The sequence below is a fragment of the Enterococcus sp. AZ091 genome (assembly GCF_051714805.1).
Taxonomy (GTDB): Bacteria; Bacillota; Bacilli; order Lactobacillales; family Enterococcaceae; genus Enterococcus_D; species Enterococcus_D gallinarum.
Map to the genome: position 1 here is coordinate 672973 of NZ_JBIOSO010000002.1, position 20538 is coordinate 693510.

Sequence of the window (20538 nt, forward strand, 5' to 3'; positions counted from 1 at the left end):
GATTAAAATGTTCAAAAATAAAATTTTGCTAATTACTGGCGGTACAGGCTCTTTTGGAAATGCTGTAATGAAGAGATTTCTAGATTCCGATATAAAAGAGATCCGTATATTTTCTCGTGACGAAAAAAAGCAAGATGATATGCGTAAGAGATACAATAATGATAAATTAAAATTTTATATTGGTGATGTAAGGGATATAAATAGCGTGAAAAACGCAATGTATAATGTTGATTATATATTCCATGCGGCTGCTTTAAAACAAGTTCCTTCATGTGAGTTTTTTCCTATGGAAGCTGTCAAAACGAATGTTATGGGGACAGACAATGTTGTGACTGCAGCTGTTGAAATGGGAGTCAAAAAGGTTATTTGCCTTTCAACAGATAAAGCGGCCTATCCTATCAACGCTATGGGAATTTCAAAAGCAATGATGGAAAAGGTTTTTGTTGCCAAAGCGAAAACTGTTTCTGACGATAATACTATGATTTGTGGTACCCGTTATGGCAATGTTATGGCATCTAGAGGTTCTGTTATTCCTTTGTTTATTGAACAAATCAAATCCGGTAAGCCATTAACTGTGACAGACCCAGGTATGACAAGATTTTTAATGAGCTTAGAAGAAGCAGTTGAACTTGTCGTATTTGCTTTTGAAAATGCAAAAGCAGGGGATATCATGGTTCAAAAATCGCCAGCTTCTACCGTTGGAGATCTAGCACAAGCAGTGAAAGAACTATTTCATGCAGATAATGAAATTCATATCATTGGTACTAGACACGGTGAAAAGCGATATGAAACTTTACTTACAAAAGAAGAATATCTTGTGGCAAAAGATATGGGCAACTTCTATCGTGTCCCTGCTGATACACGTGATTTGAACTACGATAAGTATTTTGTGGAAGGAAGTACAGAGTTAACTCAAGAAGGGGAATATAATTCAGATAATACACAACGTCTTTCAGTAGAACAAATCAAAGAAAAGCTATTAGAGCTAGAATATGTTCAAGAAGAGTTGAAAGTGTGGAGAAATCAATGAAAATTTTAGTGACAGGCGCAGATGGTTTTGTTGGTAAAAATTTAGTTGCTGAATTAGAGAATAAAGGATATTCTGAAATATTTAGTTACGATATTGATACACCAGATTATTTATTAGATGAATATTGTTTAAAGGCTGATTTCGTTTTTCATTTAGCTGGGGTCAATCGTCCGAAAAATGATTCAGAGTTTATGGACGGAAATTTTGGGTTCACGTCTCTTCTATTAGATAAGCTAAAAGAATATAACAATACTTGTCCAATAATGATTTCCTCATCTATCCAAGCTGCATTAGATAACTCTTATGGTAAGAGTAAGAAAGCAGGAGAAGAATTACTATTTTCTTATCAAGAAGAAACTGGTGCTAACGTATATGTCTATCGTTTTGCTAATCTATATGGTAAGTGGTCGAAGCCAAATTATAATACAGTTGTTGCCACGTTTTGCTATAAAATTGCTCGAAGCGAAGAAGTCATCGTAAACGATGAAACAGCTAAAATTGAATTATGTTATATTGATGATGTGGTTAAGGAATTACTTCAATGCTTGGAAGGAAATCCAAATTCAAAAGAAGGTTACTGTGTTGTTCCAGAAACTGATACAATCACTGTGGGATTATTACGTGATCTCATTTTATCTTTTAAAAACAATCGTCAGAATTTGTCTGTTCCGAATTTGAATAATCGAATTGAGAAAAATTTATATAGCACATATTTAAGCTTTTTACCTAAGGAGGACTTTTCTTATCCATTAAAAATGAATATAGATGAAAGAGGATCATTCACTGAATTTTTAAGAACAGAAGATCGTGGACAAATTTCTGTGAATATTTCTAAGCCTGGAATCACTAAAGGAAACCATTGGCATCATACCAAAAATGAGAAATTCTTAGTTGTAAGTGGTGAAGGAGTAATTCGGTTTAGAAAAATTGATTCTGAAGAAATTATTGAATATTTTGTATCCGGAGAAAAATTGGAGGTAGTGGATATTCCCGTAGGTTATACCCACAACATTGAAAATTTAGGGTCCTCAGACATGGTTACCATTATGTGGGTAAATGAGCCGTTTGATTCTAAAAAACCGGACACTTATTATTTGGAGGTTTGAATATGAAGAAATTGAAGGTAATGACAGTTGTTGGAACTCGTCCAGAGATCATCCGGTTATCGGCTGTAATCAATCGTTTAGAAAATTCTGAAGCTATCGACCATATATTGGTTCATACAGGTCAAAACTATGATTATGAGTTAAATGAAGTGTTTTTTGAAGACTTTAATTTGAAAAAGCCAGATTACTTTTTGAATGCTGCAACGGGTACTGCTATTGAAACCGTAGGGAATATTTTAATTAAAATTGATCCAATTCTTGATACAGTAAAACCAGATGCCTTTTTAGTGCTTGGGGATACGAATAGTTGTTTGTGTGCTATTGCAGCTAAAAGAAGACATATTCCTATTTTTCATATGGAAGCAGGAAATCGTTGCTTTGATCAGCGTGTCCCTGAAGAGACAAATCGTAAGATTGTTGATCATACGGCAGATATCAATTTAACTTACAGTGATATTGCTCGAGAATATTTACTAAGAGAAGGACTCCCAGCAGATCGTATCATTAAAACTGGTAGCCCAATGTTTGAAGTATTGAATTCAAGAAAAGAAGATATTGAAAACTCAATGATTTTAGATGAATTATCTCTAGTACAAGATGAATATTTTTTGGTTTCAGCACACAGGGAAGAGAATATCAGTTCAGAAGAAAACTTTTCTAATTTAGTTGAATCGTTAAATACTATTGCTGAAAAATATCAATATCCAGTAATTATCAGTACACATCCACGTACGATGAAAATGATTCAACAAAAAGGAGTTCAATTTCATTCTTTGATTCAAACGATGAAGCCAATGGGATTCAATGATTACAATAAATTACAAATGAATGCAAAAGCCGTTTTAAGTGACAGTGGAACTATCAGTGAAGAATCATCTATTCTTAATTTCAAAGCCTTGAATATTCGACAAGCCCATGAACGTCCAGAGGCTATGGAAGAAGCATCTGTAATGATGGTAGGTCTAAGTAGCGAGCGTATACTGGAAGGACTTAGTGTATTGGAAACACAAGAAAAAGATACATTGAGACAAGTTTCAGACTACTCAATGCCAAATGTATCAGAGAAAGTACTTAGGATTATATTATCATATACAGATTATGTGAATATCACAGTATGGAGAAATAAGTAATGCCAACCAAAATATTGATTATTAACGATTATTCTATTAATAATGAAGATGCTGTAGGAATAACTTTAAGAAGTTTTTTCAATAATGATTGCTTTGAAGTTAGAGATTTTTATAGAATGGATAAAAACATTGAAAAAGATAGTATTTTCATTAGTTATAAAGTACCTAATAATGTTAACCTGATAGATAGCCATCTAAGAAAAAATAGAAATAGAATTTCTAAAAACGAAATGGCCAATCTTTCTAAAACAACTTTTGTAGGTAAAATAAAGAATACAGTGAAGTTCATCTCAGAAAACTTTCTTTTCTTACCTCAAAATTCATCTTTTCTTAGAGAAATAACCGAATATAATCCAGACTATATCTATACTATTGGAGGAAGTTTATATAGCTTAAAGCTTTCTTATTTAATATCTAAGAAAATAAAAAAACCTTTAATAATTCATTATATGGACAATTGGATAGAAACTCTTTACAAAGATAATCCTATTATAAATAGGTTTTGGAAAAGGGAAGTAAAAAAAATAACACATTATGCCCATAAAGTATTAGTAATTTCACAAAAAATGAAAGTGAATTATGAAGTTTATTTTGAGAGAAAAAATATGTACACCTTATTTAATGTATCTGATGAACTTTCTATCGAGAAAAATTATCAAAAGATAAAAAATTCAATAAATATCTCCTATATTGGTGGGCTTCATCTAAATAGATATAAAAAAATTTTGGAAATCGAAAAAGTAATTAAGGATAGATTTAATAGCTACAATATTAGACTGAATATCTATACTAATAGTAATATTAATGATGATATTATTAATAAATTCGATTGTCAGATAACCCACTTTCATCCGCAATTGAGACACGACGATATCTCGGAAGCTTATTCAGATACTGATATATTACTACATGTTGAGGCTGATGATGAGGATACTATTCTTTATACAAAATATTCACTTTCGACAAAAATATCAGAATATTTGTTTTCTGGTCTTCCGATTATCTATTTTGGTCCTGCCAACTTGTCTGTTGCTGAGTTTCTTATGGAAAACAGACTAGCTAAAGTTGCCTCAAATAAAGAAGATTTTCAAAATTTTTTACAACAGTTTATTGACGATGAGGACCTACGGATTTCTTTTGGAGGTAAAGGGAAGATATTTGCTACAAAAAACTTGTCACGAAAAAAAGCAGAACAAGTATTAAACTCAGTTTTTAAAGATTAGGAGAAAAAAATGTCTTTCAAATTTAAAGATATGTTTCTATCAATAATAATTTTTATTATCTTATTTGTGAGTGATGATTCATTATTATTTGGGACTAATTCAAATAATTTGTTTATTTTTATGAAGTTTCCAATATACGCCTTGTTGGCTATTTTGTTGATGAGTTACTGTAACTTTAATAAAATAAAACTTAATATTAAAATTATTGAACTTTTTTTTATTATGTCTTCATTAATAATTTTAACTTGTTTAGTAAACTTAGATTTTAAGTTTGGTTATTTATATAGAATCTTGTCACTTTTTTTAGGAGTTCTACTAATACATTCTGTGAGGTTTGATTACTTTACACATATATTCCTTAAAATTTTTAAACTTATTTGTCTTTTTTCTCTAGGAGTATACTTAATAGAATTATTCTCCCCAGGTTTACTGAGTAAATTTCCAATACTAACGAATTCAGCAGGAAATGCTTATTTTAACTTGTTCTTGACAGTTGCTCCTGTTGAAAATTGGGGTGTTCCACGAAATTATGGGATTTTTAGAGAGCCTGGAGTATTTGTTATATTTATTGTTTTTTCTTTGATGTTGGAACTATTTTATAAAAAAAATAGTTCAATTTTAAATCAAATAATATTTTTATTAACACTTATCACAACAAAATCCACTACTGGATTTATAGTATTAATTTTTATATACTTCATGGTATTTACTTCGAAAGTTCAAAATAGAAATCAACTAGTTAAAAAATTAATTTTTCTTATTTTGGGGTTAGCTATTGGTTACTATCTGATTTATCATACCGAGTTGATTTTTTCAGAGAATCAATATAAATCTGTTTTTAATAAATTTAACAATGAAACAGACACAGTAGCAAGATATGCATCGCTAACAATAAATTTTCTTATATTTCTGAACTCTCCTTTTTTTGGTGTTGGAATTTCGAAATTGACAGAGATATTTCCTCAATTAACAGCACAATACTATGGAATATACTCTGAACATAATACCAATACAACTCTAATACAATTTTCTACTTTCGGGCTATTTTTTGGAATACTTTGGTTATTTTGTTTATACAAGACTACGAGACTATTCTCAAATAACAAAATCATTTCACTTGTAGTATTTATTGCCTTACAAGTTTTATTTGTTGGTGAGAATATATCCAATAATTTATTTTTATCGATTCTAACATTTTACGGGATATATGAGATGCTTAGTCAAAAAGATCAGTTAAATTATACTGGAGGAAATCATGAAAAAAATTATGTTGATACACCATTTTGGAGGTATAGGTGGGGCCGGAGTTAGCTTGATTGACATTGTAAAGTCTCTGAAAGAAAGTTATGATGTAACTGTTTTGTGTCCTGTGGAACCAAATAATATGATAAATTTGTTAGAAAGTATGGGTGTTAATGTAATAAGCATACCTTATTCTTCTTACATACTTGACTTTTATAGTGGTGGAGGTAGGTTCTTCTTTTCTAGAAAAGCATGTAAGCTATACTTAAACAGAAAAAAAGCGAAGCCATTATTTGAAGAATTGATTGACAACTTTGAAGGTGATGTAGTAGCAATAAATTCAATGACATTGTCTTGGTTGGGACCAGTTTTAAAAAAAAAACAGAAAAAAACAATATGCTTTCATAGAGAAACTTTCTTACCAAACTACTTTTTAGGAACTAAGCTTATAAAGCATTATTTAAGAAAATATTTTGATCGAGTAGTATTTATTTCAAAGTATGATTGTTCGAGTTTCGAAAATTATCCTAAGGAAAAAAAAGTTGTAATATATGATAGGGTTGACTCAAAAAAATTTTTTGAATCAAAATTAATATATAGTAAAGGAGAAAAAAAATATATTCTTTTCTTAGGTGGATTTTCAAAGTTGAAGGGCGCAAAAGTTTTAGTGAAATCTCTTAAGTATCTCAAAGAAAGTAAATTTGATATCAAACTAATATTTGTCGGAAATAAAGAAGCAAAAAAATCCCAGAATAAATTAGAGAAAATTAAAAGATTATTCATTAAGAATGTTGAGCGAGATGTTAATAAGATAATCAAACAAAATAAATTAGAAAATGAAATAATTTTCAGGAATATTACATCTTCTCCAGAAGAATATTTTAAAGAAGCTAGTATTATAGTTTTCCCATCGACCTTGCCTCATCAAGCTAGACCAGTTTATGAAGCTGGGTTTTCTAAAATACCAATAATAATTTCTAATTTTAAAAATACAGAAGAATTTATAAAAAATAATGTGACCGGGTTTACTTTTAAAAAAAATGATCCTAGAGATTTGGCAGCGGTTATAGAAAAAGTACTAATGATGCCTAAAGATAAATTAAATAAAATCTTAGAAAATAACTTAATAAATTCTAATAATAAACACGAATATGAAACTTTATCTTCCGAACTAATAGCATTGATAGAGAATATAGAAGGTGAAAAAAATAAGTAAGTATAAGAAGCTATATAAGGATTCTATAATTTTTGCAATTGGCAACTTTGGAAGTAAGATTTTATCATTAATTTTAGTGCCGTTGTATGTAAGATATTTAAGTACTTCTGAATATGGGACAATAGATATAATAATTACCACCACAAATATTATCCTTCCCATAATGTCATTTAGTATTTACGAAGGTGCATTAAGATTTCTGTTTGATAAATCATTAAGTAAAAAAAGAATTGTATCAACATCTTTGAATATTAGTTTTTTGGGAATAATAGTGGTATTTATAATAGGATTCTTTTTAGGTAATTTTATAGAGAAAAATTTTGTGTTTTATTCATTATTTTTAGTCTCATTTCAATCAATACAAACTTTATTTGCACAAATTGTTAGATCTTTAGGTGATACTAAGTTATATGCTATTAATGGAATTATTTATACATTTGTAATGGGACTTTTAAATATAGTCTTTTTGATGATTTTTCATTTAGGAATTTCAGGATATTTTTATGCATTGATTATTACAAATATTTGTTCAATCATATTTCTATTATCTTTTTCTAAAATAACAAGTTTTATAGATGTAAAAGTTGTCGATTTATCATTGGCAAAAGAGATGCTGATGTATAGTATTCCTTTAATACCAAATGCTTTAATGTGGTGGATTATGAATGGGGTAAGTAGATATTCGATTTTATATTTTTGGAATGCTGAGACTAATGGCTTATTTGCCGTAGCCAACAAATTACCAAGTTTAGTGACTCTAGTTACAACTATATTTTTTCAAGCGTGGCAACTTTTTGCAATTGATATGTATGAACGTAATGATGATGATGAAATATACAATACAGTATTTAATTATTTTTCTTCGTTACTTTTTTTGGTTGCATCAGTACTTCTAGGACTACTAATACCAGTAATGAAAATTTTTATCTCAAATGATTTCTTCTCGGCGTGGGTTTTTACTCCACCGCTCATATTGGCAGCAGTTTTATCAAGCTTTGCTAATTTTTTTGCGATAATATATAATACCTCAAAAAAAACTAAAGGTATATTCAAAACGTCTATGATAGCTGGCGTTGTGAATATATTGATGAGTATAACACTCATCCCTTTTTTAGGAGCTTTTGGAGCGGGTGTTTCGAGTGTAGTTGGTTTTTTTATAATGTGGATTTTAAGAATAAGGGATTCACATAATTTAATCAAGTTAAAAATAAATTGGAATTTACTGTCAAAAAATTTTATCTTAATTTTCTTTCAGATGATTTTTCTATATATTTTAGAAAAGGAAAACACATTGAATTTAGTCCAATTTATTTTTGTTTTATTAGAAATATATATTAATAGGGATTTGTTCTCTATTCTTAAGAAGAAAGGGAAAATATGAAAGTATCAGTTTTTGGTCTTGGCTACGTAGGCCTAGCAAATGCACTATTGTTGTCCCAAAATGAACAAGTAAAAGCTTATGATATTGTAGGAGAAAAAATCGAGTTGTTGAATCAAGGAATTTCTCCGTTAGAAGATAAAGAAGTACATGAGTTCTTAAAACGGGATGACTTAAATGTTGAATTCACAAAAGATTTTGAAGATGCCGTTACTTTTGGAGATTATTTGATCATCGCAACGCCAACAGACTATGATGAAAAGAAAAATTATTTCAATACATCCACTGTTGAAGATGTCATTGAAAAAGCGTTAGCAATTCGTCCAGACGCAACGTTTATTATCAAGTCAACTGTACCAGTTGGATACACATTAGATGTTAAAGCTAAATTTAATACGGAGAACATTATTTTCTCGCCCGAATTTTTAAGAGAAGGCAAAGCGTTATACGACAACTTACATCCTTCGAGAATTGTCGTTGGCGAAGTATCTGATCGAGGACAAGAAGTGGCTAATATGTTTAAAGAAAATGCATTAGACGAAGATGTAACGGTTCTTTTAACCCATTCAACGGAAGCAGAAGCGATTAAATTATTTTCAAATACTTACTTGGCTTTACGTGTGGCTTACTTTAATGAGTTAGATACTTATGCGGAATCTAGGGGATTAGATAGCCGACAAATTATTGAAGGTGTAGGATTAGATCCAAGAATTGGTTCCCATTATAATAATCCTTCATTCGGTTATGGAGGCTATTGTCTACCAAAAGATACGAAGCAGCTTCGTGCAAATTATGAAGATGTGCCAAGTAATATAATTGGGGCTATTGTTGAAGCCAATACGACTCGTAAAGATTTTATTGCGGAACAAATTCTTGCAAAAAAACCAAATGTGGTTGGTATATATAGACTGACGATGAAAGCGAACTCTGATAATTTCAGGTATTCATCGATTCAAGGAATTATGAAACGGATCAAGGCTAAAGGAATCGAAGTGGTTGTCTATGAACCGACTCTTGATGCGGATCATTTCTTTCATTCTAGGGTGATCAAAGATTTTGATGAGTTCAAAAGTGTTTCTGATATCATTGTCAGCAATCGTTTTGAAGAGATACTTAAAGATGTAGAGGAAAAAGTTTATACGAGAGATATCTTTGGTGATAATTAGATTGAAACAAGCTTTTTCTTTAAAAATACTTACTTTTGATTAAAAAATAATTTTCTCCTTTCTATTAAGAAAATACATCCCCAAAAGAAGATACTCCGTATCTTCTTTTTCTTTCCCGAAAAAATCCCCTCAAAAAACTCCACGAAAACGTATGTTCCCTCTTGCCAAAAGGTAACGCTTTCTATATGATGAAATGGAATAGAAACCAAATAAAAAAGGCACTTTCTACGGGTGTTGGCGCACCTGTAGAAAGCCCTGATCAGTCACAACGTTTACACAGCTGACCAATCAAGTTGCCATAGTTGTTTCCCGAAGGAACCAACGTGTTTATTTTACCGAAAGTTGATAGCGATTACTAGTCGCTTTGTGCAATTTTTTGAAATTTTCACGTTTTTCCTGAGGTTTATTTCGCTATGTCAAAGGCATTGGACACGCTGGTCTGATGCCTTTTTTGCTGTTTCTTGATCGAGGGGTTTTCATGGGAATGGGACGCTGTTTCGTTATTGGAAGCTGCTTTTGTTGGCGGATCAAGAAATGCTTTCATCCTAGGTAAAAAGCAAGATTTGGTTTCTATTCGCCTTTCATTTTTCACTGTTGGTATTGATAGAATTAGAAACGGAGGAAAAAATATGTCAGTGATCCAGGCGTTGATCATCTCAATTTGGGTGGCGTTAATTCAAGCCCGCTTCTTCGGGTATGCAGGCTTGAATTTGCGGTTTAGTCCGCTTATGACGAGTTTATTTGTCGGTGTCGTTCTGGGAGATGTTGCCCAAGGGGTAACGGTTGGTGCAGCTATCCAATTGATTTCTATGGGTCAGATTGCGCCAGGTGGCCAGATGGCAACAGAACCGGCTGTCTCGGGAACTGTGGCTACAGCAGTCGCTATCTTGGGTAATCTAGAGCCGACAGCGGCAGTAGCAATCGCGATTCCCGTCGGAATTCTAGGAAGTTATTTATATACATTAAAAATTATCGTGAATTCTTTTGTGACCAAATACATTGATCGGGTGGTCAATAATCTGGAGGACAAGAAATTTACTTTTGCAATCGGTCTGTTGCCAACCCTATTGACGATGCTGACTCATGTGCCGGTATTGTTTATCGCTTTATATTTCGGGGCAGATTCGATAGCTAATGTTGTGACACAATTGGAAGGCACGGTTGTCTTTCATATACTAGATGTTGTCGCCAGTGCGTTAGCAGCTGTTGGGATCGCGATTTTGATTCGGATCATTGGTCAAAAGACCGATATGTTCTTTTTCTTTTTGGCATTCTTCTTAACGATTATTTTGAAAGATTTAGGAATCACCATGGTTACTTGGGCTGTCTTGGGTATCGTGACTGCAGGCATTTACACCATGATTATGATCAATGCAAAGGAGGCAGCCTAGATGGATGCAGAGAATACTTCGACTGAAAACAATGGACTGACTAAAAAGGAACTGAACCAGATTTGGAATCGCTGGTACTGGATGAACGAGATCCCTCGCACCTATGAGCGACAAGTCGCACCAGCGTTGATGTATGCATTGACGCCTCTGCTCAAAAAAATCTATAAAGATCCTGAAGACTTGCGGGATGCCTACAATCGGCACTTGACCTTTTGGAACACTGATGCGATCTGGGGCGGCAGTACCATTTCTGGGATTACTGCATCTCTGGAAGAACAGCGGGCCAAAGAGTTGGCAGAAACAGGTTCTGAACAGACCGTTTCAACAGAATTGATCGAAGCAACGAAAGTCGGATTGATGGGGCCAATGGCAGGGATCGGGGATTCCATTAATAATGGCACGTTGCAGTATCTATTGATTGCGATTGCACTGCCTTGGGCTGCAGATGGTTTGTGGTTCGGTGCGGTTATTCCTTGGATCGTCTTTTCTGTTGTGACGTATCTCTATGGTCGTGCATTTGTCCACTTTAGTTATCGGTTAGGGAGGCAAGCGGCTCGAGAACTGATTGCCGGAACAAGAGCCAATTTAATCATGAAAGCGTTGACGATTCTTGGTATGTTCATGATGGGAGTGACGGCGGCACGGTTTGTGACGATTCAATCTTCATTATCTTTTGTCCTGTCAGAAAGAGAATTTGCTTTACAGAGTATTCTGGACTCTATCTTGCCAGGCATCTTACCACTTTCACTAGTCATGGGCTTGTACTTCTACTTTGAAAAGAAGGGTCTGAATGTACTAAAAGGGATGTTATTGCTGACTGTTATCGTTGGATTGCTGGCAGCGATCGGAATTTTATAAATCAGAAAGAGGGTGTCACAAATGGGGAAAATTACTTTTGCTCGAGTAGATAGTCGCTTGATTCATGGTCAGATCGTGACAAAGTGGGCCAAGTCTTCGGGTGCGAATACGATTTATATTATCGATGACGCGGTGCGTTCCGATGATTTTTCGATGGATATTTATATGGCTTCAGGAAAACGTTACGGTTTTCAAGTGAAGGTATACAGCATAGCGGAAGCGCTGGCAGCTTGGGAAGCCAATCAGTTCGGTGCAGATAAAGTATTTGCTTTGTTCAAAACGGTAGCAACAGCGATCAAGTGTTTGGAGTTGGGGTTACCGTTACCTTGTTTGAATCTAGGCGGCACGCCAAAAAGACAAGCGGCCGAGTTCTTCATCAAAAATGTTGCCCTAACCGAGACAGAGTTGGAACAATTGCGTCAATTATCAGCTGAAAAGGACATCAAGATTTATGCGCAAACGGTTCCTGAAGCAGCGAAGAAATCGATTTAGGGGGGATGTCGATGAAAAAAATTGCAGTAGTCAATTCAAAAAGTTTTGGTAAGTTTTTTCCGGAACATATCCAACGACTGCAAGCATTTGGTGAAGTGGACTTTCATCTGTTTGAACCAACGATTAAAGGGGCACAACTGGCTGAGGCACTCAGCGACTATCAGTGCATTATCGCTAGTGTCACGCCAACTTTCGATCGTACGTTTTTTCAGAATACACCAAATCTAGGATTGCTTTGCCGTCATGGTCTAGGGGTCGATAATGTAGACCTTAGTGCTGCAACCGAAAATCAGGTACTGGTGACCAAAGTTTTAGGACCAATCGAACGGCAAGCGGTAGCAGAACATGCGATTGCTTTGTTAATGAACGAACTTCGTAAGATCAATAAAGGGCAGCGGCTGATCAAAAATGATGAGTGGCACTTGCGGTCGAGTTGCAATAGTTTTGAACTCAAGCACGCAACGGTCGGTGTGATTGGCTATGGCAATATCGGCTCCAAGGTTGGCCAGATTCTGCATGAAGGCTTTGGTGCTGAAGTGCTAGTCTATGATCCTTATAAGTCTGCTGAAGATATTCACAAAGCAAAAGGAAAAAAAGTATCTTTGCCGGAATTATTGTCAGAAGCGGATGTCATCACACTTCACTGCAATCTTTCAGATGAAAACCAGCGGATGCTTTCTGATGCAGCTTTTGATCAAATGAAGCAGCATGTCTTGCTGATCAATACTGCACGTGGGGAATTGGTGGATGAAGCAGCTTTGATCCGTGCGTTGGCTAGAAAAGAAATTTCCGGTTATGCTGCCGATGTCTTTTGTCAGGAACCGTTAGATCCTACGCATCCATTACTGGCTTTTGAAAATGTCACATTGACCCCTCATATCGGTGCGTATACTTCTGAAAGTTTAGCCGGAATGGGAGATCATGTAGTGACGAATATTGAGCGCTTTTTTGCGCACTTAGAACCCTTTGGTCTGGTGAATGAAAGGAGTTGGTCGGTATGATTGGTATGCAAATTATTTCTCATGGCGAACTCAGCCAAGGGATCGTTCATTCGTTACAAATGATCATTGGTGAGACACAGCAGATGGTGTTCGACACACTTGCTGAAAATGAAGAGGTCGACAGTTTCCGTCAAAAAATTTTAGATCAAAGTCGCAAGCTGGATAGGGGGCATGGGGTCTTGGTATTTGTCGATATGTTTGGAGCAACGCCTTACAACTGTGCTTATTATAATTCACAATTTTTTGACCCTAACCATTATCAGATCGTTGCCGGGTTCAATCTGCCGTTAGTGATTGAAGCAATCATGCAACGTGAACAGATGTCTTTGTCACAATTAGTCGCACATTTGCGTCAGGCAGCGATCGACACGATTGTCTTTCAAGACAAATATGAGTGAAGAGAAAGTGAGGCAGTCTATGTATACGGCATTAATGATGCGTCCCGAGGACAATGTTGCCATGGTTTTGCAACCAACGCCGGCGGAATCATCCGTGAAGATTGTTAATCAAGCGACCTTAAATGAATTCCTGATTGTCCAGTCTATTGACAGCTACCATAAATTTTCTGTAAAAGATATTGAATCTGGCGAAGAGATTATCAAATATGGCGAAGTGATAGGGATTGCTACAGCAGCGATTACCAAAGGTGAACATGTGCATACACATAATGTGAGGAGCATCAGAGTCTAATGAAACCAATAATGGGTTATAAACGATCCGATGGGCAATATGGAATCCGCAACAAAATTTTAGTCATTGCGACAGTGGGCTGTGCCAATGAAACTGCACGCCGTCTGGCTGAACGAATTGCCGGCACGGTCTTTATCCCAGCTGGAAAAGGCTGTGGTCAAATTGGAGATGCAGTAGAAATCACCAAACGAACGTTGAGGGGATTTGTCTTAAATCCCAATGTCTATGGGGCAGTCTTTGTCGGGTTAGGCTGTGAGACGATTCAGCCTCACGAAATGGTGGCTCGGGTTCAGAAGGTATCAGACAAACCGGTCTACTCTTTTAGCATCCAGGAAGAAGGCGGGACAACAAAAACAATCGCGACAGTCGTTCCTTTATTAGAAAGACTGGTAGGCGCGGCTGCCCGGATTGTGAGGGAACCCGTTGAACTATCTGCTCTTACTTTAGCGACCAATTGTGGCGGCAGTGATGCAACCAGTGGGTTATCCGTCAATCCTGCTTTGGGAGTTGCGACAGAACTTTTGGTAGCTGCAGGCGGTCGATCGATCCTAGGAGAAACGACAGAATTGATCGGTACAGAGCATATCTTGATCCGTCGTGCCAAAAACCAACAAGTCAAACGGGATATTCAGACTATCATTGGCGGTCTCGAAAAACAATTTGAACGTCTCCAAGTAGATATTCGAGGAGCAAATCCTTCACCTGGTAATCAAAAAGGTGGTTTGACGACACTTGAAGAAAAATCGTTAGGCGCAATCATGAAAGCAGGACACGCCACGATCAATCAAGTCGTCAAATATGGAGAGATCGCCACTGAAAAAGGGTTGATCATCATGGACACTCCAGGATATGATATTGAATCTGTAACGGGGATGGTGGCTGGCGGCGCCCAGATCTGTGTCTTTACAACGGGGAGAGGCACGCCCATTGGAAATCCCATCGTACCAATGATCAAGATTACCGGTAATCATGAGACGTATCAACGAATGACCGAACATATGGATCTTGAGTTATCTGCAATCATTACCGGCGAAATGTCCATCAAGGAAGGTGGCGAAAGAATCCTTTCTGAGATGATCGCAGTGGCAAATGGAAAACGAACTGCAGCGGAGAAATTAGGCTTTCAGGAGCTAGCGATTTATCGCAACAATGAAGTCTGGGGCTGTGATTTATAAAACAGCCCCAACTAAATACTGCTAAACATCCTATCTAGGTGATTTGGCAGTTGCTATTAAGCCGATCGTACTTTTGAAAAACTGTCACTTTTAACAATCGTCATTACTGCAATAAAAAAGAAATATCAAGAAAGTACATTCAAGAAAGAACTGTTATCGAAAAACGATGTAGCGCCCTCTATAGGTTAGCTGTTTCAGCTATCCTATAGAGGGCGCTCTCTTACGAATAGATTCTTGAAGAAACGTGTGAGAGTGCCTTTTCGGATAGAGAACGGATTCTTCGTGAAAAAATTGTCTAGAGAGACGACCCAAATGAGTCTATCTTCTTTGAAGCAATAAATGGGTTAGGATTTTAGTATAAACCGGTATATTTTAGTATCATTTAAGCCCTAAACTTTTTATAATTGGATGAAGCGGTTACAAACAAGCATTGATGTCATTGATCAAAAAGAAAGATTCCAAGTTGATAATAGGAGGAATAGCATGTTAGCTAACAGTGAGCCATTACAGCAATTGATGGATTTAATTGAAATCCCCGTTTTAGTCCAAGAGAAAGTGAACGCAGCCATAGAGGAGCTGCAAGAACAAGAGATGATTACTAGTGTACATAAATTGCTCGATCCAGTAACAGCTTCAGCAGAAGCCAAGTGGTTATCCCAACTGTACAAAGAGGAGTCGATGAAGGAATTGGCGATCCATTTGTATGCAGCGACCATCAGCTGGAAACATATTTATCAACCGCTGCAAATTCCTCATGAGATTTATTTGGCTACGATGAGGGCATTTACTCGATTCTTAAAAGAAACGAAACAAGCCGGTAATCAGGATGTGTTTGATCGTGGATTTTGGACATGGCGGTATTTGTGCGGATTAGAATTTAGGATCGATCAGCTAGAATTTGAAATGATCGCCGCTGATCATAAGAGCAAAGCACCACAACTTGAAGGTCAAGCCTATCTTTCTCTTCACATCCCTTCAGATGCAAAACTGGTTCATGAGCAAGTCCAAGAAAATTATCAGTCAGCCAGAATGTTTTTTGAAACCTACTTTCCTGCATACGCTTCAGCACCAATTGTGACGGATACTTGGCTGCTTTCGCCCAAGTTGAAAGAATGGCTGCCAGCAACTTCCAACCTCGTTTTGTTTGGAAATGACTACGAACTGCTGTTGACAGAACCAGAAAAAAATGACGGCGTACTCTGGCTCTTCAATACTATTTCTAACGATGTCAGCAAGTATCCGAAAACACCACCTTACAAAAATCAGCGAAGGCATGGCTGTTAGCAGGGAATGCGATTGGATCGGCTATCGGGCGCTTGCAGTAATTTTGCACTAGTAGGAACATGACTATCCCAATGCTTTTACCACCGGAATGGTTTTTCCTGAAGAAGCGATGGTAGTAGCTGCAGCTGATTTGGCAGCTGGACGATTCAATTGACTGTGGTGTCGATCATTCAATGAAAATCAAACAGAGATAGAGGCGTGCGCAATGAGTGAGCATGCCTCTATCTCTTTGTGTAACAAACCTCCGATTTATTTAGTCCGAAAAGAATCAAAAAGCAATTTACGATTCATGCTGGAATCTAACAAGTTGATTGCAACGAGATGTCAGAATTTTGCAACCAGATGTTTTTCCTGTGTTTCTGCCCAAAAGCAGCAAAATATTCGGTATGCTAGTAGAAATGAAAAGTAGGATTCAAAAGGAGATAGCATGAAAAAACTGGAAAAATTGATAGTCGCAAGCTCGTTGATGTTGATAGGTTTTCCATTGGTTGCAAACGCAGAGGATGTCGATCGTCAAATTCAACAACAAACCCAGCGAATCAATGAAATCAAAGGGGAATCTGCTTCAATAGAAGCGTTCAAACAAAAGACGGAAGCGGAGATCCAACAACTTGAATCTGAAATGGATTCGATTTTGGCGTCAAAGGCCAGCACAGAGCAAAAGGTCAACAAAATCGCGGTTGAAATCAAGGAATTGGAGGGGAAAATCGCCAAACGGAAAGAAACACTGGCGAATCAAGCAAGAGATATTCAAGTTTCAGAACCTTCGAATGCCATGATGACGACATTACTTGATGCTGACTCACTAGGTGAAGCAATTCAACGAGCCATTGCTTCTGTCACCATCATGAATGCCAGCAATAGTATCGTTGAGCAACAGCAAAAAGACATCGAGACAAGTATCAAGCTCGAAAAAGAACTAGAAGAAAAACTATCCGAAATTGGAACTCATGCGAGCGAGCTGCAACAAAAGCAAGGGGAGCTTGCGGATGTACGATTGAATCAGGACGTGGCATTAGCCGACTTACGATTGTCTCTGAATCAAGAAGAGAGCAAAAAGTCTGACTTGGAAGCAGAAAAAGCGGCTGCTGAAAAGAAACGGGAAGAAACACTGAAACAATTAGCAGCAGAAGAAGCGTTAGCCGCAGAAGCTAAGATACAAGCACAAGCTGAGGCAAAAAAAACTCAGGAACAAGCGAAAAAACAAGTAGCCGCTGAAGCAGCGGTCTCTCAAGAAAAAGAGTCGGCAAAAGAAACCGGCACAGAAGCAACGACATACGCTAATGCTTCTACACCAATCAATGAAGAGACCAACATTGAAGAAACAAGTAAAAAAGAAACCAATCAAGATACTGATCAAGAAACACCGGAGCTTGCTAGTGGAAATCAAACAAGCGGTTGGTCTTTACCGGTCGATTCTGTCCATATCTCGAGTCGTTTTGGATACCGTACAGATCCAACGGGCTCTTCCGGCAACCAGCACAATGGGATGGACTTTACCGGCAGCAGTGGAACACCGATTTATGCGATTCAAGGTGGGAAAGTGGTAGAAGCCGGTTATGGTCCGTCCACAGGAAATTATGTGATCATAAAGCATCCGAATGGCATCTATAGTTATTACATGCACTTCAATGCATTGCCTGCTGTTAGTAGCGGTCAAAGTGTCACAGCACGTCAATACCTTGGTGGAATGGGAACAACTGGAAATTCGACTGGTGTCCATCTACATTTGGGAATGGCGACAGGACTATGGTCAGGCTTCTTTGACCCTGCGTCTGAATTAGGCCTCTAAATAAAAAAAGCAGCGGCTGCTTGCAGTGATCCGAAAAGTTGGACCAAAAGTCAACTTTTCGGACACACTTCATTTTTGCCGCTGTTTTTTATTATGGTCATTGCTTGCTGTCCTCTTTTGAGAAAAGAAAGGCATTTCAGGCATTGCATCAGCCAACTGCCAATGGGTTCGGCTGACTTGCAGTTTCGCTTGCGGATCTTACTTCGAAGATCAGTTCTCTACTCGGCTAAACCTTCTAACAACGCTAGCCATCGCTCAGCGAGCTGCTCACTGCTGCAAGTAACTGTAAATGATTCTTTCCCTGTCATTTCGACATAGATCTCTGTCTCTGAAATTTTAACGATACGCATACTAGTTTTCCTCCTTCGCAGCATTCCGCCACTATTTTCTTAAAGTAATTTTTTCTTAAAGCACTACTTTCTTAAAGCACTATTTTCTTAGAGCACTATTTTCTTAAACTAGTGCTTTTTTGTTTCTCAAAAATAAAATACGCTAAAAGATCAAAAAAATTTTTTCTTTTGAATTTCTTCTAAATTTTCTGTAGCTGCTCCTTTCAGAAGCAAAAGCGTTGGTAAGAGGGAAATTTGACCAAATGCACTCATTTTTGGCGCATTTTTTGTTGGCTTTCTTCTGCATAGAGATCTTGATAAATCAGACTAAAACTTCCTCGTTTGCCAGGCAGATCATGAAAATGAAGATCTTCTAGTAAGTGGTTGGTGAGGGGAGAAAAAGAAAGTTCCAAAAACTCAGTGAGGCTAGTGTTCGCCCGAGGCAGTTGATAGCTATGTTCTCGTTTGATAATGCCGTGAGCAAGGAAACTGATCAGCATGGTTTGCTTTAAGCGGCGGGACTCAACCAAGCAGGGGAAAGAGAACTGATTGTGCAGTTCAATGAACAGCTGCGGTCCAGAAGCGGACAAAGTCATGATTTTTCCAGGGTTCACCCAAATCGTGTCTTTTTTGGTCGCGTTTGTTAGGGGTAGCAAGCTATATTCACTAGTCGCACAAGGAATCTTGTATTGACGTTTGATATTCGACTGGCTGAATAAATGGTACAGTGTATCTTTGAAAAGCGCGTACTCATAAAAATGGAAATGGAGAAGAATCTGTTTGATGATAGGAAATGGCGGCTGTGGAAGAAGTGAACAATAGTCTTGATAATTGATCAAAGAATGCGTGCGATCATCACGAACAAAAGGCAGAATGGCAAAAATTTCTTTCTCGAAGTCAATTGTCATGGTTGGACGGATCAAAGCAGCAAGTTCCTGGCAAGTGGCCTGATCACTAGAATTGAGGAATCGTTTACATTTTGGATCAAAGGACAGACGATAAGGATCAAGTTTATTCGAACTTATAGGGGAGTAGCATCTCTTCATAGAAAAACTCCTTCATTTTAGATACTTCAACTATAAAATTATCTGACTATTTTTGCAATAAAAAGTGCACAATTCAAATGATTTATTGATTTTTGATAAAAATAGTCACTTCCTCTTTTTGCTATGGTTAATGTACCCGCGGGAACACCAAGCAAAAGGAGGAATACAATGAAAGAATGGCACACACTGATGGCTTCTTATGAGCGCCTCTTTTACAAAGTGCTGATTCGGGCGGGCATTTTCCCCAGTCATCCAGATTTTGAAGATTATTTGCAAGAGTTGCGACTCATGCTCTTTGAGCGCGCACGAAGGTATCCTGATGAAGGGATCTTTTGCAACGAAAATGAAGTGAATTATCTATTTGGCTTTTTGCTATGGCGAGTGATTGATTTACAACGAAAAAGTAATCGTCAAAAACAACTGATTCAAGCAATCGCATCAGAGCAGGAAGAAACGATTGATCTGAAAGAAGACATCGACAATCATCTATTGCTGATGCAATTCTGGGCATTTCTGAAACCGAAAGAACGACAAATGTGGCTTGATTGGGTCAATCAAGAGGGATCAAAACAGTCTCGCTATTATTATCGTCAGAAGTTGAGAGCCCGTTGGCAGCAATTTATTCACGAGGAGACGACAAACAGCAAAAAATAGGTGTTTTATTTAGTCAGAATAAAAGTGAAGGCCCCAGACAGGAGCTTTCTTACTCGTTCCTCTTGTATCGTGCAGCTTCTTTTTGTAAACTGAAATCAAGGAACAAAAGGCACCTTTTGTCTAAACTGTTTTCGCATTATCGACAGGTAATGACAGTTTTTCTTGGTACTTGATAAACTCCTTTTATGTTGACCATGATTTGGTGCCTTAAGTTCTAATTGAATGAGAAGCGTCTTTTTTTCAAATCATATTAACAGCAATCGTCGAATAAAGCGGTCTTCGAATGGAAGAGGCCGCTTTTTTTCGTCAATTCGCGACTTAAAAAGACGCTTTTT

The 20538-nt window shown here is 36.8% G+C and carries 20 protein-coding genes; 18 read left to right on the forward strand and 2 right to left on the reverse strand.

The window, feature by feature from the left end; translation table 11 throughout:
- The first annotated feature begins 7 nt into the window (after nt 1–7).
- The 17 genes from IGJ28_RS15575 to IGJ28_RS15655 all read left to right on the forward strand — a co-directional run bounded on the left by IGJ28_RS15575 (nt 8) and on the right by IGJ28_RS15655 (nt 18174).
- Complete coding sequence (locus IGJ28_RS15575; RefSeq protein ID WP_005470975.1) at nt 8–1030, forward strand: polysaccharide biosynthesis protein; 1023 nt, start codon at nt 8–10, stop codon at nt 1028–1030.
- Nucleotides 1027–2136 carry a capsular polysaccharide biosynthesis protein CapF gene (locus IGJ28_RS15580; RefSeq protein ID WP_005470977.1) on the forward strand — a complete coding sequence of 370 codons (1110 nt, stop codon included), beginning with the start codon at nt 1027–1029 and terminating at the stop codon, nt 2134–2136. Before IGJ28_RS15575 ends, IGJ28_RS15580 begins: the two co-directional genes overlap by 4 nt.
- A 2-nt stretch (nt 2137–2138) precedes the next feature.
- The gene (gene wecB, locus IGJ28_RS15585) at nt 2139–3266 is read left to right on the forward strand and encodes a non-hydrolyzing UDP-N-acetylglucosamine 2-epimerase (RefSeq protein WP_005470980.1); all 1128 of its coding nucleotides are present in this window, start codon (nt 2139–2141) and stop codon (nt 3264–3266) included.
- Nucleotides 3266–4489, forward strand: coding sequence for a glycosyltransferase family protein (locus IGJ28_RS15590; protein ID WP_208787510.1), 1224 nt, complete (start codon nt 3266–3268; stop codon nt 4487–4489). Before wecB ends, IGJ28_RS15590 begins: the two co-directional genes overlap by 1 nt.
- Before the next feature lie 66 nt (nt 4490–4555).
- On the forward strand, nt 4556–5800 hold the full coding sequence (locus IGJ28_RS15595; protein ID WP_438845477.1) for an O-antigen ligase family protein: 1245 nt from the start codon (nt 4556–4558) through the stop codon (nt 5798–5800).
- Nucleotides 5745–6947: a glycosyltransferase family 4 protein gene (locus IGJ28_RS15600; protein ID WP_208787511.1), complete on the forward strand. Its 1203-nt coding sequence runs from the start codon at nt 5745–5747 to the stop codon at nt 6945–6947. The genes IGJ28_RS15595 and IGJ28_RS15600 overlap by 56 nt, the downstream gene beginning before the upstream one ends.
- Complete coding sequence (locus tag IGJ28_RS15605; protein WP_005470991.1) at nt 6931–8328, forward strand: lipopolysaccharide biosynthesis protein; 1398 nt, start codon at nt 6931–6933, stop codon at nt 8326–8328. The genes IGJ28_RS15600 and IGJ28_RS15605 overlap by 17 nt, the downstream gene beginning before the upstream one ends.
- Nucleotides 8325–9491 carry a nucleotide sugar dehydrogenase gene (locus tag IGJ28_RS15610; protein ID WP_005470993.1) on the forward strand — a complete coding sequence of 389 codons (1167 nt, stop codon included), beginning with the start codon at nt 8325–8327 and terminating at the stop codon, nt 9489–9491. The genes IGJ28_RS15605 and IGJ28_RS15610 overlap by 4 nt, the downstream gene beginning before the upstream one ends.
- Nucleotides 9492–9952: 461 nt before the next feature.
- A complete protein-coding gene (locus tag IGJ28_RS15615) occupies nt 9953–10882 on the forward strand; it encodes a PTS sugar transporter subunit IIC (RefSeq protein ID WP_208787512.1) in 930 nt (309 codons plus the stop codon).
- Nucleotides 10883–11740 carry a PTS system mannose/fructose/sorbose family transporter subunit IID gene (locus IGJ28_RS15620; RefSeq protein WP_005470996.1) on the forward strand — a complete coding sequence of 286 codons (858 nt, stop codon included), beginning with the start codon at nt 10883–10885 and terminating at the stop codon, nt 11738–11740.
- Nucleotides 11741–11761: 21 nt separating this feature from the next.
- Nucleotides 11762–12232 carry a PTS sugar transporter subunit IIB gene (locus IGJ28_RS15625; protein WP_005470998.1) on the forward strand — a complete coding sequence of 157 codons (471 nt, stop codon included), beginning with the start codon at nt 11762–11764 and terminating at the stop codon, nt 12230–12232.
- Nucleotides 12233–12243: 11 nt separating this feature from the next.
- Entirely contained in the window at nt 12244–13233 is a 990-nt protein-coding gene (locus IGJ28_RS15630) for a D-isomer specific 2-hydroxyacid dehydrogenase family protein (protein ID WP_252711456.1), read from the forward strand.
- Entirely contained in the window at nt 13230–13631 is a 402-nt protein-coding gene (locus IGJ28_RS15635) for a PTS sugar transporter subunit IIA (protein WP_252711455.1), read from the forward strand. Before IGJ28_RS15630 ends, IGJ28_RS15635 begins: the two co-directional genes overlap by 4 nt.
- Complete coding sequence (locus IGJ28_RS15640) at nt 13624–13923, forward strand: UxaA family hydrolase (RefSeq protein ID WP_029486635.1); 300 nt, start codon at nt 13624–13626, stop codon at nt 13921–13923. Before IGJ28_RS15635 ends, IGJ28_RS15640 begins: the two co-directional genes overlap by 8 nt.
- Complete coding sequence (locus IGJ28_RS15645) at nt 13923–15098, forward strand: UxaA family hydrolase (protein WP_252711454.1); 1176 nt, start codon at nt 13923–13925, stop codon at nt 15096–15098. Before IGJ28_RS15640 ends, IGJ28_RS15645 begins: the two co-directional genes overlap by 1 nt.
- 483 nt (nt 15099–15581) lie before the next feature.
- Nucleotides 15582–16382 carry an acyltransferase domain-containing protein gene (locus IGJ28_RS15650; RefSeq protein WP_438845478.1) on the forward strand — a complete coding sequence of 267 codons (801 nt, stop codon included), beginning with the start codon at nt 15582–15584 and terminating at the stop codon, nt 16380–16382.
- Nucleotides 16383–16809: 427 nt separating this feature from the next.
- A complete protein-coding gene (locus IGJ28_RS15655; RefSeq protein WP_252711452.1) occupies nt 16810–18174 on the forward strand; it encodes a peptidoglycan DD-metalloendopeptidase family protein in 1365 nt (454 codons plus the stop codon).
- A 218-nt stretch (nt 18175–18392) separates the two neighbouring features.
- On the opposite strand, the gene IGJ28_RS15660 is transcribed toward IGJ28_RS15655, so the two are convergent.
- Both IGJ28_RS15660 and IGJ28_RS15665 read right to left on the reverse strand, forming a co-directional pair.
- Nucleotides 18393–18524, reverse strand: a complete 132-nt coding sequence (locus tag IGJ28_RS15660) for a hypothetical protein (RefSeq protein WP_005471013.1) — start codon at nt 18522–18524, stop codon at nt 18393–18395.
- Between the two features lie 248 nt (nt 18525–18772).
- Nucleotides 18773–19549, reverse strand: coding sequence for a hypothetical protein (locus IGJ28_RS15665; protein WP_252711451.1), 777 nt, complete (start codon nt 19547–19549; stop codon nt 18773–18775).
- Nucleotides 19550–19717: 168 nt separating this feature from the next.
- Here IGJ28_RS15665 and IGJ28_RS15670 point away from each other — a divergent pair, with 168 nt between their 5' ends.
- A complete protein-coding gene (locus tag IGJ28_RS15670; protein ID WP_438845479.1) occupies nt 19718–20203 on the forward strand; it encodes a sigma-70 family RNA polymerase sigma factor in 486 nt (161 codons plus the stop codon).
- Nucleotides 20204–20538: the final 335 nt, after the last annotated feature.